Origin of the sequence: Flavobacterium ammoniigenes (assembly GCF_020886055.1) — a bacterium.
Classification (GTDB): Bacteria; Bacteroidota; Bacteroidia; order Flavobacteriales; family Flavobacteriaceae; genus Flavobacterium; species Flavobacterium ammoniigenes.
This window is the reverse complement of record NZ_AP025184.1, coordinates 1,292,133-1,305,038: the sequence shown is the minus strand read 5'-3', so window position 1 is coordinate 1,305,038 and position 12,906 is coordinate 1,292,133. Positions and strand designations below refer to the sequence as shown.

At 35.1% G+C, this 12,906-nt stretch carries 15 protein-coding genes and 1 riboswitch; of the genes, 11 read left to right on the top strand and 4 right to left on the bottom strand.

Annotated features, from left to right (window positions below; genetic code table 11):
* Positions 1–50 precede the first annotated feature (50 nt).
* A riboswitch (cobalamin riboswitch) is annotated at positions 51–245 on the bottom strand.
* An 82-nt stretch (positions 246–327) separates the two neighbouring features.
* The 3 genes from LPC21_RS05970 to LPC21_RS05960 are packed head-to-tail and all read left to right on the top strand — an operon-like array spanning position 328 to position 3,288.
* Entirely contained in the window at positions 328–1,470 is a 1,143-nt protein-coding gene (locus LPC21_RS05970; RefSeq protein ID WP_229316261.1) for an ABC transporter substrate-binding protein, read from the top strand.
* Between the two features lies 1 nt (position 1,471).
* Positions 1,472–2,503 carry an iron ABC transporter permease gene (locus LPC21_RS05965; protein WP_229316260.1) on the top strand — a complete coding sequence of 344 codons (1,032 nt, stop codon included), beginning with the start codon at positions 1,472–1,474 and terminating at the stop codon, positions 2,501–2,503.
* Positions 2,503–3,288 (top strand): ABC transporter ATP-binding protein, encoded by a 786-nt coding sequence (locus LPC21_RS05960; RefSeq protein WP_229316259.1) that lies wholly within the window; start codon positions 2,503–2,505, stop codon positions 3,286–3,288. Before LPC21_RS05965 ends, LPC21_RS05960 begins: the two co-directional genes overlap by 1 nt.
* Positions 3,289–3,293: 5 nt before the next feature.
* Here LPC21_RS05960 and LPC21_RS05955 read toward each other — a convergent pair whose 3' ends face one another.
* The gene (locus LPC21_RS05955; RefSeq protein ID WP_229316258.1) at positions 3,294–3,749 is read right to left on the bottom strand and encodes a tRNA (cytidine(34)-2'-O)-methyltransferase; all 456 of its coding nucleotides are present in this window, start codon (positions 3,747–3,749) and stop codon (positions 3,294–3,296) included.
* Positions 3,750–3,753: 4 nt separating this feature from the next.
* The gene (locus LPC21_RS05950; RefSeq protein ID WP_229316257.1) at positions 3,754–4,332 is read right to left on the bottom strand and encodes a pseudouridine synthase; all 579 of its coding nucleotides are present in this window, start codon (positions 4,330–4,332) and stop codon (positions 3,754–3,756) included.
* A gap of 112 nt (positions 4,333–4,444) precedes the next feature.
* Here LPC21_RS05950 and LPC21_RS05945 point away from each other — a divergent pair, with 112 nt between their 5' ends.
* From LPC21_RS05945 to LPC21_RS05935, 3 genes are all read left to right on the top strand, one after another.
* Complete coding sequence (locus LPC21_RS05945) at positions 4,445–5,779, top strand: DNA recombination protein RmuC (RefSeq protein ID WP_229316256.1); 1,335 nt, start codon at positions 4,445–4,447, stop codon at positions 5,777–5,779.
* Positions 5,779–6,327 (top strand): acyl-CoA thioesterase, encoded by a 549-nt coding sequence (locus LPC21_RS05940; protein WP_229316255.1) that lies wholly within the window; start codon positions 5,779–5,781, stop codon positions 6,325–6,327. Before LPC21_RS05945 ends, LPC21_RS05940 begins: the two co-directional genes overlap by 1 nt.
* Positions 6,328–6,388: 61 nt before the next feature.
* Positions 6,389–6,934 (top strand): YceI family protein, encoded by a 546-nt coding sequence (locus LPC21_RS05935; protein ID WP_229316254.1) that lies wholly within the window; start codon positions 6,389–6,391, stop codon positions 6,932–6,934.
* Positions 6,935–6,936: 2 nt separating this feature from the next.
* On the opposite strand, the gene LPC21_RS05930 is transcribed toward LPC21_RS05935, so the two are convergent.
* A complete protein-coding gene (locus LPC21_RS05930; RefSeq protein ID WP_229316253.1) occupies positions 6,937–7,845 on the bottom strand; it encodes a TIGR01777 family oxidoreductase in 909 nt (302 codons plus the stop codon).
* Positions 7,846–7,965: 120 nt separating this feature from the next.
* Between LPC21_RS05930 and LPC21_RS05925 the strand changes: the two genes are divergently transcribed.
* Genes LPC21_RS05925 through folE form a run of 5 tightly spaced genes read left to right on the top strand, consistent with a single transcriptional unit; the run spans position 7,966 to position 11,528 of the window.
* Positions 7,966–8,625 carry a TetR family transcriptional regulator C-terminal domain-containing protein gene (locus tag LPC21_RS05925; RefSeq protein WP_229316252.1) on the top strand — a complete coding sequence of 220 codons (660 nt, stop codon included), beginning with the start codon at positions 7,966–7,968 and terminating at the stop codon, positions 8,623–8,625.
* The gene (locus LPC21_RS05920) at positions 8,626–9,933 is read left to right on the top strand and encodes an ABC1 kinase family protein (protein ID WP_229316251.1); all 1,308 of its coding nucleotides are present in this window, start codon (positions 8,626–8,628) and stop codon (positions 9,931–9,933) included.
* On the top strand, positions 9,933–10,211 hold the full coding sequence (locus LPC21_RS05915; RefSeq protein ID WP_229316250.1) for a TIGR03643 family protein: 279 nt from the start codon (positions 9,933–9,935) through the stop codon (positions 10,209–10,211). The genes LPC21_RS05920 and LPC21_RS05915 overlap by 1 nt, the downstream gene beginning before the upstream one ends.
* Positions 10,212–10,221: 10 nt before the next feature.
* Positions 10,222–10,905, top strand: coding sequence for an SDR family NAD(P)-dependent oxidoreductase (locus LPC21_RS05910; RefSeq protein WP_229316249.1), 684 nt, complete (start codon positions 10,222–10,224; stop codon positions 10,903–10,905).
* A 23-nt stretch (positions 10,906–10,928) separates the two neighbouring features.
* Positions 10,929–11,528, top strand: coding sequence for a GTP cyclohydrolase I FolE (folE, locus tag LPC21_RS05905; RefSeq protein ID WP_229316248.1), 600 nt, complete (start codon positions 10,929–10,931; stop codon positions 11,526–11,528).
* Between the two features lie 81 nt (positions 11,529–11,609).
* Here the strand turns inward: folE and LPC21_RS05900 are convergent, their stop codons facing one another.
* Positions 11,610–12,905 (bottom strand): cryptochrome/photolyase family protein, encoded by a 1,296-nt coding sequence (locus LPC21_RS05900; RefSeq protein WP_229316247.1) that lies wholly within the window; start codon positions 12,903–12,905, stop codon positions 11,610–11,612.
* Between the last annotated feature and the right edge of the window lies 1 nt (position 12,906).

The window sequence follows — 12,906 nt, the reverse complement described above, 5'->3', positions numbered from 1 at the left end:
GGAGAAAAGTATAGAATTACCCATACCCAAACCTTTTTTCCCGAAAGTTTGATACTCGATGTAATAGGCAGGTCTCCTGGCTTGCGTCTTGTTGTTTACCTTCTCATTCGTTGCCGAACAATGGTTTTGTAGATAACAACAAGCTTGGTAGCTTACAGTTGCGGGTACAGCTTAGGTATTGCACCTAATTCCCTTTTAATACTATTTTGAAAAACAAAAAAGCAACCTCAATACAGCTACAAAGATAAGGCTAAGTTTGGGATAAAAAATTAAATTTGATTTTTAAAACCGTTTACACCTACCTTTGCAATTCTTGTAATCAAAGCGATGAAATCATTTATTTCTACATTTATTTTCCTTTTTGCTGCACTGCTCCTAAGTAGTTGCAAACAAAATAATGCGCGTTCATCAGCAACCCAAAGTCCAGAAAAAAACGAAATTCAATATGCCAAAGGATTAGAATTGTATAAACGAAAAGGCTATTCTATTCTTAAAATTACGCATCCTTGGCCCAATGCCACACAACCGTTTACCTATATTTTACAAGAAAAAAATGGCATAATTCCCGATAGTTTACAACAGTACTCCCGCATTTCGGTTCCTATTCAATCCATCGTGGTCACCTCTACCACTCATATTCCTGCTTTAGAATTATTAGGCGTGGAAAACACCTTGGTCGGCTTCCCAAATACCGATTTTATTTCGTCACCCAAAACTCGAAAACGAATCGATGCAGGACGCGTAAAAGAAGTTGGAACAAATGAAACGCTCAATACCGAAATTCTGATTGATATGGCGCCCGATGTGATTGTAAGTTTTGGTTTAAACAATAGCAATCCTACACTAGATAATTTACAAAAAAGTGGTTTAAAGGTTCTTTTAAATGGCGATTGGAACGAACAATCTCCCCTTGGAAAAGCAGAATGGATTAAATTTTTTGGTGCTTTGTATGGCATGGATGCCAAAGCCAAAACAATTTTCTCATCCATTGAAAAAGAATACCATACTACTTTGGCTTTAGCCAAAAAAGCACCATACAAACCAACTGTTATGAGTGGTGCTATGTACCAAGATCAATGGTTTGTTCCTCAAGGAGAAAGCTGGATGGCTTTGTTTTTAAAAGAGTCGCAATCCAATTATTTATGGGCCAATACCAAAGGAACAGGCAGTTTAACTTTGCCTTTTGAAACTATTTTAGAAAAAGCACAAAAAGCCGAATTTTGGATTGCCCCAGGTGATTTTTCGTCTATTAAAGAAATGAATAATAGCAATCCACATTATGCCAAATTTGAGGCGTTTAAAAATAAAAAAGTATATTCGTACGCATTACACAAAGGGGCTAAAGGGGGAATTTTGTTTTTTGAATGGTCTGCCACTCGCCCAGATTGGGTACTGAAAGATTTGATTGCTATTTTTCATCCAGAATTACTCCCAAATCATCATCCTTATTTTTTTGAAAAACTAAATTAACTTGAATACTACTAACCGAAATACTATACTATTTATATTCCTGAGTTTAGGATTGGTTTTCCTATTGCTCCTTGATATTAGTATCGGTGCTGTTGCTATTCCATTAAAAGAAGTATGCCTAAGTATATTCGGTTCGGGTGCCACTAAATCATCCTGGGAATATATCATAATGGATTACCGATTACCCAAAGCTATTGTCGCCATTTTAGTAGGAATGGGTTTAGCCATTAGCGGACTCTTAATGCAGACTTTATTTCGGAATCCTCTAGCGGGACCTTATGTACTTGGACTCAGTTCAGGTGCAAGTTTAGGAGTAGCCTTAGTGATTTTAGGATCGGCCTTTTTACCCGCCTTTGCTAGTGAATTTATTCTCTCGTCTTACGGAATTGTATTGGCTTCTAGTTTGGGTAGTTTTCTAGTCTTACTAGCGGTTTTGGCTGTAGCCCAACGATTGCGAGATACCATGGCGATTCTCATAGTAGGATTAATGTTTGGTAGTTTGACCAATGCTTTAGTTGGCACGTTAACCTATTTTAGTACAGCGGCACAATTACAAAAATTCACCTTCTGGTCGTTAGGAACATTAGGTAATTTATCTTGGACATCAATTACTATTTTGTCTGTTTGTGTTGCAGTTGGATTGATCTTAAGTTTGGTAAGTATCAAACCGTTAAACAGTTTGCTTTTAGGAGAAAATTACGCTAAGAGTTTAGGATTGAATTATACCAAAGCTCGATTTTTAATCATCTTAGCTACTAGTATTCTAGCGGGAAGTATTACTGCTTTTGCTGGGCCAATCGCCTTTGTTGGTTTGGCGGTTCCACATATCGCTAAATTAGTTTTTCAAACCAGTAATCACCTGATTTTATTTTGGGGCACCCTATTATTTGGTGCTATGATTATGTTAGTTTGTGATAGTATTTCGCAGTTACCTAATTCAGCAATTGTGATTCCAATCAATGCCATTACTTCTATTTTAGGTGCTCCAATTGTAATTTGGTTACTTATTCGCAAACGTAAATTGATGAATTAATGGAGCCCACTATTATTTTACATACCAAAGACATTAGCATTGGGTACACCAATAAAAAGAAAAGTACCACTGTTGCTTCTCAAGTTTCTGTTTCATTAGAAAAAGGAAAACTAACAGCTTTAATTGGTGCCAATGGAATTGGAAAATCAACGCTTTTACGCACTTTAATTGGAATTCAATCACCACTTTCTGGTACCGTTTTTTTAGAAAACAAGGCCATTCATTCCTTAGATAATTTGACTTTAGCACAACATTTAAGTGTAGTACTGACTGATACATTACCACCAAGTAACCTAACAGTATTTGAACTCATTGCATTAGGAAGACAACCGTATACGAATTGGATTGGAAAACTTTCAACTGAGGATATTGCAAAAGTAAATGAAGCAATGGAGCTGACACAAATTAGTCATTTGGCCGATAAACGTCATTTTGAAATTAGTGATGGGCAATTACAGATCGTACTTATTGCACGTGCATTGGCACAAGATACCCCACTAATTATTCTGGATGAACCCACAACTCACTTGGATTTATTGCACAAAGTTACCCTTTTCAAACTTTTAAAAAAACTAACCCAAGAAACTGGAAAATCGATTTTGTTTTCTACACACGATATTGATATGGCCATTCAATTGAGTGACGAAATGATACTAATGACTCCCGAATCAGTGGTACAAGACCAACCATGTAATTTAATTATGAAAGGAAGTTTCAATACCTTATTTCAGGACGAACATATTAGTTTTGATGCCGAAAAAGGAAAATTCGTCATCAAAGGATAACAGATTTAACGTTTCAAGCCGATTTGTCTTTTGGCTTCTCCCACCACAAAAGCAACCGAATTGGCAATATTAAAACTGCGAATTAATGGCGACATCGGAATAGTCAAATGATTTTCAAACAAGGCTAAGACCGCAGCGCTTAAACCTACACTCTCTTTGCCAAATACCAACCAATCACCGTCTTGAAATTCGGTTTCCAAATACGATTTTGACGCATGAGAACTCATTAAAAAGACACGGGAACGGTCTGGAATTTCATTCAGCCATTCGTCTACATTCTGATATTCAGTCACATCCAAATGTACCCAATAATCCAATCCCGAACGTTTTAAATTCTTGTCGTTGATTACAAATCCAAAAGGATGAATCAAGTGCAATTTACTTTCTGTCCCTACACAAAGCCGACCAATATTACCTGTGTTATTCGGAATTTCAGGTTCAACCAATACGATGTTTAACATACTTTTATTTATTTTCGATTTGAAAATCATTCATTTCAATTACTTCACCAGCTTGTAAATCATTCAAATGAATATTACCAACGCGAACACGAACCAAACGCAAAGTAGGAAAACCTACATATGCCGTCATTTTACGGACTTGTCTGAACTTGCCTTCATTAATCGTGATGGAAAGCCAAGAAGTAGGACCGTGACGTTCGTCTCGAATCTTTTTTCCTCTAGCTCCAAAAGCAGGGACTTGATGAATCAGGAATGCTTTGCAAGGTTTCGTGATGTATTTTCTACCATTAAATCCAATTTCGACTCCTTTTTGCAACTGCTCCACTGCTTCTTGATGAATAACCCCATCCACCTGAACATAATATTCTTTCTCTACTTTTTTACTACGAACGAGTTCACTCATCCTACCATCAGTAGTCAAAAGTAACAAACCTTCTGAATCTTCATCCAAACGCCCAATAGCCATAGTTCCTTCTGGAAAAGGATACAATTCTCCTAAAAGCCGTTTCTTTCTTTTTAATTCATACACAAACTGACTCAAATAGCCATAAGGTTTATGTATGATAAAATGCTGGTGAGACATGTGGTGGTAATTTGTGGCAAAAGTACATTATTATTGAAGAAAAAATAATTATTTTGAAGCACCAAATTCAGAGAATTACCTACTTTTACTACTTTCTAAATTTATCCTTTCTATGACTGCTATTCTTCCTTTTTTGTTGGCCTTTATTGTAGCTTTGGCTATTGGTATCTATATTGGAAAACTCCTATTTTCGGCTAAAACACAAGCTGAAAAAATCAGTTTAGAAGAAAAGGTACTAGCGGGTCAAGCCCAAATTCAAAATTTCAAAGAAGCGCTAGAAAAAGAACGTTTGGAAAAAGAAGTCATTCGAAACGAAAAAGACAGCTTAGCTATTCAATTATCTAAAAAAGAAGTTGATTTTGAGAATCTTTGGGAACGCAATAAAGAACAAAAACAAGAAGTAGAACAGCTTCAGGAAAAATTTACCAAAGAATTCGAAAATTTAGCAAACAAAATACTAGACGAAAAATCGAATAAATTCACTGAGCAGAACAAAGAAAATATGCAAAATATCTTGACGCCATTACAAGATAAAATTCAATTATTCGAGAAAAAAGTAGAAGACACTCACAAAGAGAGTATTGATTACCACGCGGCTTTGCGCCAACAAATCTTAGGCTTACGCGAAATGAATATTCAGATGAGCAAAGAGACCATCAATTTGACCAAAGCATTAAAAGGCGACAGTAAAATGCAAGGCAATTGGGGCGAATTAGTTCTGGAACGCGTTTTAGAAAAATCAGGTTTAGAAAAAGGTCGTGAATACGAAGTACAACAAGCCTTTACTACTGACGAAGGCAATCGCGTTTTCCCGGATGTTGTTATTAATTTGCCTGATGGCAAAAAAATGATTGTCGATTCCAAAGTGTCATTAACGGCATACGAGAAATACATCAATGAAGAAGACGATGAGTTGAAATCCAACTTCTTAAAAGAACACGTCAATTCTATCAAACGCCATGTTGAACAATTGGGTAACAAAAATTACCAGGATTTGTACCAAATTGAAAGTCCTGATTTTGTGTTGCTCTTTATTCCTATTGAACCTGCTTTTGCGATGGCTTTAAATGAAGATACCTCCTTATATAATAAGGCATTTGAAAAAAACATTGTCATCGTGACTCCAGCTACTTTATTGGCTACTTTGCGAACCATTGACAGTATGTGGACCAATCAAAAACAACAAGAAAATGCCTTAGAAATTGCGCGTCAAGCGGGAGCATTATACGATAAATTTGAAGGTTTTGTTGCCGACTTAATTAAAATCGGGAAGAAAATTGACGAAAGTAAGGTGGAATATGCCGGCGCTATGAATAAATTAGTAGAAGGAAAAGGCAACTTAATTAGTAGCGTTGAACGTTTGAAAAAAATGGGGGCCAAAGCCAAAAAAGCGCTGCCAGACAACATTATTAATCGTGCCGAAATAGACGAAAATCAATCTGAATAATGAATAACAACTTTAAAACCGTAGCCTCTTCCTATATCAGCATTTCAGAGCTAATGCTTCCTTCTCATACTAATTTTAGTGGTAAAATTCATGGAGGTTATATATTGTCTCTACTAGATCAAATCGCCTTTGCGTGCGCAGCTAAATTTTCAGGAAATTATTGTGTTACTGCTTCAGTTGACACTGTCAATTTTTTAAAACCCATTGAAGTCGGCGAACTCGTAACCATGAAAGCTAGCGTTAATTATGTGGGAAAAAGTTCAATGATTATTGGCATACGAGTAGAAGCCGAAAACATTCAAACAGGAGTTATAAAACACTGTAACTCTTCTTATTTTACGATGGTAGCCAAAGATAAAGAAGGAAACAGCGTCCCTGTTCCTGGATTGATTATTTCTAATCTAAAAGAAGTACGCCGTTTTTGCAATTGCCTTAAACAAATTGCTTTGAAAAAAGAAAGGGATTTGCACGAAGAAATTTTTGATTACAGTTCTATTGAAACAATTGAGAGTCTTAAAAAGTACAATGTTTCTATTGAGTTGAAATAAAACAAAACGCTTTGTTTAATCAGTATCATTTGCTATCTTTAGTTTAAGAACAAAATTGATTATGAAACTTTTCTTCAGCTTATTATTTTTATCATTAAGTTTTACTGCATTTTCGCAACAAAGATGGACAACGCAATCCGGCACCATTCATTTCGAGGCTTCAGTTCCTTTATTTGAAGAAATCATCGCAGAAAATAATTTCGTTGAATGTACCATAAACACTAAAAACAAAACGATTAGTTGTATAGTAAAAATCAAGGATTTTAATTTTAAGCTGGATTTAATGAAGACCCATTTCAATGAAATTTATTTGGAAAGTGACAAATATCCAAGAGCGCTATTTAAAGGAAGTATACCTAATTTAGATATTGATAAAATTTCAAACGAAGGGACTATTTTAAAAATAAACGGAACGATAAAGATTCATGGGGTTTCAAAACCATTAAGTATCAATGGGATTTTCAAGAAATCAAAAAATCAACTACAATTGCAAGCTAACTTTATCCTTGATACCGATGATTTTGAAATAAAAATTCCGAGTATGATAATTGCAAAAGTTTCTAAAAAAGTCCAAACTCAATTGGATTGTATTTTAGAATCCCATTAGCCTTACAAACAATTGCGTAACGCTTTTTCTAAATCTGTATATTGAAATTGGAATCCCGTTTTTTCAATTTTATCAGAGGAAACTCTCCTCCCTTTCAAAACCAATTGTGCCATTTCGCCTAAAACTAATTGCAATACAAAAGCAGGAACTTTTGGCAACCAAATCGAATAGCCAAATACTTTAGCTAAAGATTCAGAGAAAATGGTGTTCGTTGTTTTATCATTTACCGCAGCATTGAATGGCCCTTGCATTGTTGAATCTAAAATGGCTTTCAAATAAATCTGACACAAATCATCTATGTGAATCCAAGGCATGTACTGTTTTCCAGTACCGATAACGCTCCCTAATTTGTATCGGAACAAAGGAGCCAGTTGTTTTAATACGCCATCCTCTTTACCTAAAACCAATCCTGTACGAATTTGAACTGTTCTGATACCTAAATCATGAATAGGAATAGTAGCCGATTCCCATTCTTGACAGACCGTTCCTAAAAAATCATGGGCAGGAGACGTAGTTTCATCACAAAGTTGCTCATCAGTAATTGCGCCATAAATACCAACACCAGATGCTGAAATGAAACCATCTAATTTTTTATTATTCAATTTCAAACAGGTATACAATAACTTTATAGATTTTACTCTACTATCCAATACGGCTTTTTTCCTACTTGCTGTCCATCGCTTTGCGCCAATATTTTCTCCCGCTAAATGAATGACATAATCGGCTTTCAAAATAGCTTCCTCATCGATGGTCCCTGAGTCAACATCCCATTGAAAGTACGAAATGTCGGTATGATTTTGTTTTACTGAACGACTCAAAATCGAAACAGAAAAACCGTTAGCAATTAATAATTCGGTCAATATTTTCCCAATAAATCCGGTACCTCCCGTCAAAAGAACATTTTTTTTCATAACCGACTTAGTATTATAGTTCGAATTCATTACAAATATAAACAAATATTTTGTTTAACTTTTTTTATATTTTGTTAAACATTTCATATCTTTATGCTCTAATTTGAAAACGATTTGAAAATGGCTACTAAAAAATCAACTTTGACAAAAGACAAGATAGTATCAATGTTCATGCAAGACACCCTGGAAAACAATGAAAAACCTAAGTCTGTATATCATTTTGCGAAAGCTAATGGACTATCAGAAACGGAATTTTACAATTTCTTTGGAGGGCTTGAAGGAGTTGAAAAAGAAATTTTTAGCACTTTTTTAGCTAAAACCATAGAACTTTTAGGTAAGGACAAAGACTATGAATACTATGACATGAAAAGTAAAATGCTAAGTTTCTACTTTACTTTTTTTGAATTATTATCGGCTAACCGTAGCTATGTGGTGTTGAGTTTGAAAGGAAACAAAAATCCATTACAAGGTTTGATGCAATTATCTAGTTTACGAAATGGATTTAAAGATTTTGTTAGCGGAATCATTTCTGACGAATACCGTTTGAAACAAGAAAAGTTTCAAGAGATTCAAGAAAAAGCGTTACAAGAATCAGCTTGGTTTCAGCTGATGATGACTCTGAAATTCTGGTTAGACGACAGCTCTGCATCTTTTGAAAAAACAGATCTTTTTATTGAAAAATCGGTAAAAGCATCTTTTGAATTAATGAATACCGCTCCATTAGAAAGCCTAATTGATTTTGGAAAATTCCTATTCAAAGAAAAAATACAACACAACTAAATGAAAACAATCGATTATATTCCTACTTCTAAAATTGAACGTGCTAGCAAATTAGTACAAACGGGGGCGAAAGTAGGAGTCAATTATTTAAAATACTATGGCGAAAAAGTAGTCAACCCGACACTAAATCGCGACAAATTGAATGAAGACAATGCCGAAGATATTTACGATGGTTTAAAAAGTTTAAAAGGAAGTGCTTTGAAGGTAGCTCAAATGTTGAGTATGGACAAAAGCTTTTTACCTCAAGCGTATGTAGAAAAATTTTCATTGTCTCAATTTTCGGTGCCGCCATTATCAGCACCTTTGGTTTTGAAAACATTCAAATCAAATTTGGGAAAAACACCCTACGAAATTTTTGACGAATTCAATCCCAATTCAGTGAACGCTGCGAGTATTGGACAGGTTCATTTGGCAGTAAAAAACAATAAAAAATTAGCCGTTAAAATTCAGTATCCTGGTGTAGCGAATAGCATTTCTTCAGACTTGGCTTTAGTAAAACCAATTGCCATTCGAATGTTTAATTTACAAGGCAAAGATTCGGATAAATACTTCAAAGAAGTAGAAGACAAATTAATTGAAGAAACCAACTATTTGTTAGAACTAAAACAAAGTCAAGAAGTAGTGGCCACTTGTTCTAAAATCGATCATTTGGTTTTTCCTAATTACTATCCAGAATATTCTTCGGAAAGAATCATTACTATGGATTGGATGACTGGGAAACATTTATCTGAATTTACTAAAGACAATACCAACTCGGAAATTGGGAATCAATTGGGTCAAGCCCTATGGGATTTTTACATGTACCAAATTCATGTGTTGCGTAAAGTGCATGCCGATCCGCATCCTGGAAATTTTTTGGTCAACGAAAAAAACCAATTAGTGGCTTTGGATTTTGGATGTATGAAAGCCATTCCGAATGACTTTTACATTCCTTATTTCGAATTAGTTAAAAAAGAAATCATTGATAATAAAGTATTGTTTAGTGATAAATTATTTGAACTTGAAATTCTGAGAACAGATGACAGCCCAGAAGAAGTAACCTATTTTACTTCGATGTTCTACGACTTGTTGACCTTGTTTACGCAACCATTTCAATCAGAAACATTTGATTTTTCTGACGAACTGTTTTTTGAAAAAATTGCCCAACTAGGAGAACGTTTTGCTAACGATACGAATCTAAGAAAGATGAATGGAAACCGTGGTTCCAAACATTTTATTTATATGAACAGAACTTTCTTTGGTTTATACAATTTATTGTTTGATTTAAAAGCGGAGATAAAAGTTCATAATTATCAGAAATACAACTAATGAAGAAAGAATTAACCGATATCGAAAAAGACCGCATTATCGAAATGGCTTGGGAAGACCGAACCACCTTTGATGCTATTTTGCTGCAATTTGGGTTAAAAGAACAAGAAGTGATTGACCTCATGCGTGCCGAAATGAAACCTTCTAGTTTTAGAATGTGGCGTGCTAGAGTGCAAGGAAGAAAAACAAAGCACGAAAAATTACGTGATTTTAGAGAAGGGCGTTTTAAGTGTAGTCGCCAAAGACAAATCAATAATAACAAAATAGCGAAACGCTAAACTATATAAAATGAAAAAAATACTCATCATTGGAGGTAGCAAAGGAATTGGCAATGCCATTTTGCAACAACAGTTAGAAAATAACACCGTAATTACTATTAGCCGTAACGCACCAGAAATTACACATCCAAGTCTTACGCATTATTCGTTAGACGTATTGCAAGATACACTTCCTGAAATTGAAAGTTTAGATACTTTGATATATTGTCCAGGTTCCATTACTTTAAAACCAATTGGAAGTTTGAGTATTGATGATTTTAGAAATGATTTTGAAATCAATGTAATTGGAGCGGTAAAAGTAATTCAGAAATACTTGCCTGTTTTGAAAAAAGGCAACCAACCTTCTATCCTTTTGTTTAGTACGGTTGCGGCTAAATTAGGAATGCCATTTCATGCCAGTATTGCAACTGCCAAAGCTGGTGTAGAAGGTTTGGTAAAATCACTTGGAGCTGAATTAGCCTCGAGCATTCGCATCAACGCCATTGCACCAACCATTACAGATACAAGTTTAGCTGCGGGAATATTGAGAAACGATCGTATGAAAGAAAACATGATCGAACGCCATCCAATGAAAGGTTATTTACAACCCGAAGAAGTAGCAAACATGGCTGACTTTTTGATTTCTGAAAAAGCAAAATCGATATCCGGACAAATATTTGAAATGGATTATGGAATTGTCAGCTTTAAAATTTAATACATACACCTGAAAAATACTAAATGAAAAACTACGAAAAGATTGAACAATATAATACCAAAGCAACAGATATATTATCTAATAATTACAAAACCATCATTGAAAATTTAGGCGAAGATGTTACCCGTGAAGGATTAGAAAAAACGCCAGAAAGAGTGGCTAAAGCCATGCAGTATCTTACACACGGTTACGGATTAGATCCGTTACAAATATTAAAATCTGCATTATTTACAGAAGATCATCAACAAATGATTGTAGTAAAAGACATAGAAGTATATTCGATGTGTGAGCATCATATGTTGCCGTTTTTTGGCAAAGCGCATGTAGCTTATATTCCGAATGGAAAAATTGTTGGATTAAGTAAAATCCCAAGAATAGTTGATGCTTTTGCACGTAGAATGCAAGTGCAAGAACGTTTGACAGACCAAATTAAAGATTGTATCCAAGCTGCTCTAGAACCTTTAGGTGTAGCAGTTGTAATAGAAGCCCAACATATGTGCATGCAAATGCGTGGGATTCAAAAACAAAATTCAGTTACGACAACTTCGTCGTTTACGGGCGCTTTTGAAAAAGACAAAACGCGTAAAGAGTTTATTAGTTTAATTTCAAATAAATTGAGCTAATAATTAATTGTTTTTAGGTTAGGGTTAGGTTGGAAACTCCCGAAAAACTTCTTGAAGTTATCGGGAGTTTTTTTTATGAAGTTATTTTACAATACCTGCTTTGTAAGTAGCAATTGCACGATCTCTAGCCATTGCATGCTCGACCATTGGTTGGCCGTATCCTAAGTCAAATTCAGCTATCCATTGACGGATATAAATTCCTTTTTCGTCAAATTTTTTCTGTTGAATCTCCGGATTGAAAACTCTAAAATAAGGTGCCGCATCACAACCTGTACCAGCAGCCCATTGCCAATTGCCAACATTAGCCGCCATTTCGTAATCCAATAATTTTTCAGCAAAATAGGCTTCGCCCCATTGCCATTCAATAAGTAAATGTTTGCATAAAAAACTAGCAACCACCATACGAACTCTGTTGTGCATATAGCCCGTTTCATTCAATTGACGCATTCCTGCATCTACCATTGGATACCCTGTTTTTCCTTCGCACCAACGTTTAAAATCGGCTTCGTCATTGCGCCATTCGATACCATCGTATGCCGACTTGAAATTCCTATTTTTCACTTTTGGAAAGTGAAACAAAATTTGCATAAAAAACTCTCTCCAAATTAATTCGCTCAAGAAAACTGGATTTTTCCGAACGGCCCAATTCACTAATTTGCGAATACTAACCGTACCAAAACGCAAATGCGGAGACAAATACGACGTGCTGTCCAATGCCGGGAAGTCACGCGTTTCGTGGTAATTAGCGACTAATTTTAGATTATGTGGCTTTACTTTAATTGAACTTAGTATAAAACCAATTTGTCCCAAACTTGGAAACTCAAACGTAGATTTGAAAAAATTAGAAAAATAAGGAGTTGCGTCCCATTCTTGAACCGGAGCAATTGAATTGTATTTTTCCAACCATTTATTTTTAAAAGGAGTATAGACGGTATAAGGTAAACCATCGGCTTTTACAATCTCGGCTTCTTCAAAGATCACTTGGTCTTTAAACGCTAAAACGGTAACTCCTTTAGATACCAATAAATTGTCAACAACAAGATCTCGCTGAATGGCATTGGGTTCGTAATCTTTATTCCAATATACTTCTTGAATATTATAATCGTTTAGTAATGACTCCCAAACTTCTGATGGTTTTCCTTTTTTTACCAAAAGTGAAGTGCCAAATTCAAGGAGTTTAGTATTGATAGCTGCCAAAGATTCATGAATAAATCCCACTCTTGGATCGTTGTTTGGTAAAGGTTCCAAAATAGTTTCATCAAAAATAAAAAGAGGAATTACTGGATGTTGAGATTGCAATGCTTGAAACAAACCAAGATTATCTTCCAAACGTAAATCGCGTCGAAACCAGAAAAAAGAAACTGCTTCTTTTGCCATT

What these genes read in the sequence shown, in the direction of transcription:
- LPC21_RS05970 (WP_229316261.1), top strand. Translation starts at nt 328, where the DNA reads ATGAAATCATTTATTTCTACATTTATTTTCCTTTTTGCTGCACTGCTC.
- LPC21_RS05960 (WP_229316259.1), top strand. Translation starts at nt 2,503, where the DNA reads ATGGAGCCCACTATTATTTTACATACCAAAGACATTAGCATTGGGTAC.
- LPC21_RS05955 (WP_229316258.1), bottom strand. Translation starts at nt 3,749, where the DNA reads ATGTTAAACATCGTATTGGTTGAACCTGAAATTCCGAATAACACAGGT.
- LPC21_RS05950 (WP_229316257.1), bottom strand. Translation starts at nt 4,332, where the DNA reads ATGTCTCACCAGCATTTTATCATACATAAACCTTATGGCTATTTGAGT.
- LPC21_RS05945 (WP_229316256.1), top strand. Translation starts at nt 4,445, where the DNA reads ATGACTGCTATTCTTCCTTTTTTGTTGGCCTTTATTGTAGCTTTGGCT.
- LPC21_RS05940 (WP_229316255.1), top strand. Translation starts at nt 5,779, where the DNA reads ATGAATAACAACTTTAAAACCGTAGCCTCTTCCTATATCAGCATTTCA.
- LPC21_RS05935 (WP_229316254.1), top strand. Translation starts at nt 6,389, where the DNA reads ATGAAACTTTTCTTCAGCTTATTATTTTTATCATTAAGTTTTACTGCA.
- LPC21_RS05930 (WP_229316253.1), bottom strand. Translation starts at nt 7,845, where the DNA reads ATGAAAAAAAATGTTCTTTTGACGGGAGGTACCGGATTTATTGGGAAA.
- LPC21_RS05925 (WP_229316252.1), top strand. Translation starts at nt 7,966, where the DNA reads ATGGCTACTAAAAAATCAACTTTGACAAAAGACAAGATAGTATCAATG.
- LPC21_RS05920 (WP_229316251.1), top strand. Translation starts at nt 8,626, where the DNA reads ATGAAAACAATCGATTATATTCCTACTTCTAAAATTGAACGTGCTAGC.
- LPC21_RS05915 (WP_229316250.1), top strand. Translation starts at nt 9,933, where the DNA reads ATGAAGAAAGAATTAACCGATATCGAAAAAGACCGCATTATCGAAATG.
- LPC21_RS05910 (WP_229316249.1), top strand. Translation starts at nt 10,222, where the DNA reads ATGAAAAAAATACTCATCATTGGAGGTAGCAAAGGAATTGGCAATGCC.
- folE (WP_229316248.1), top strand. Translation starts at nt 10,929, where the DNA reads ATGAAAAACTACGAAAAGATTGAACAATATAATACCAAAGCAACAGAT.
- LPC21_RS05900 (WP_229316247.1), bottom strand. Translation starts at nt 12,905, where the DNA reads ATGGCAAAAGAAGCAGTTTCTTTTTTCTGGTTTCGACGCGATTTACGT.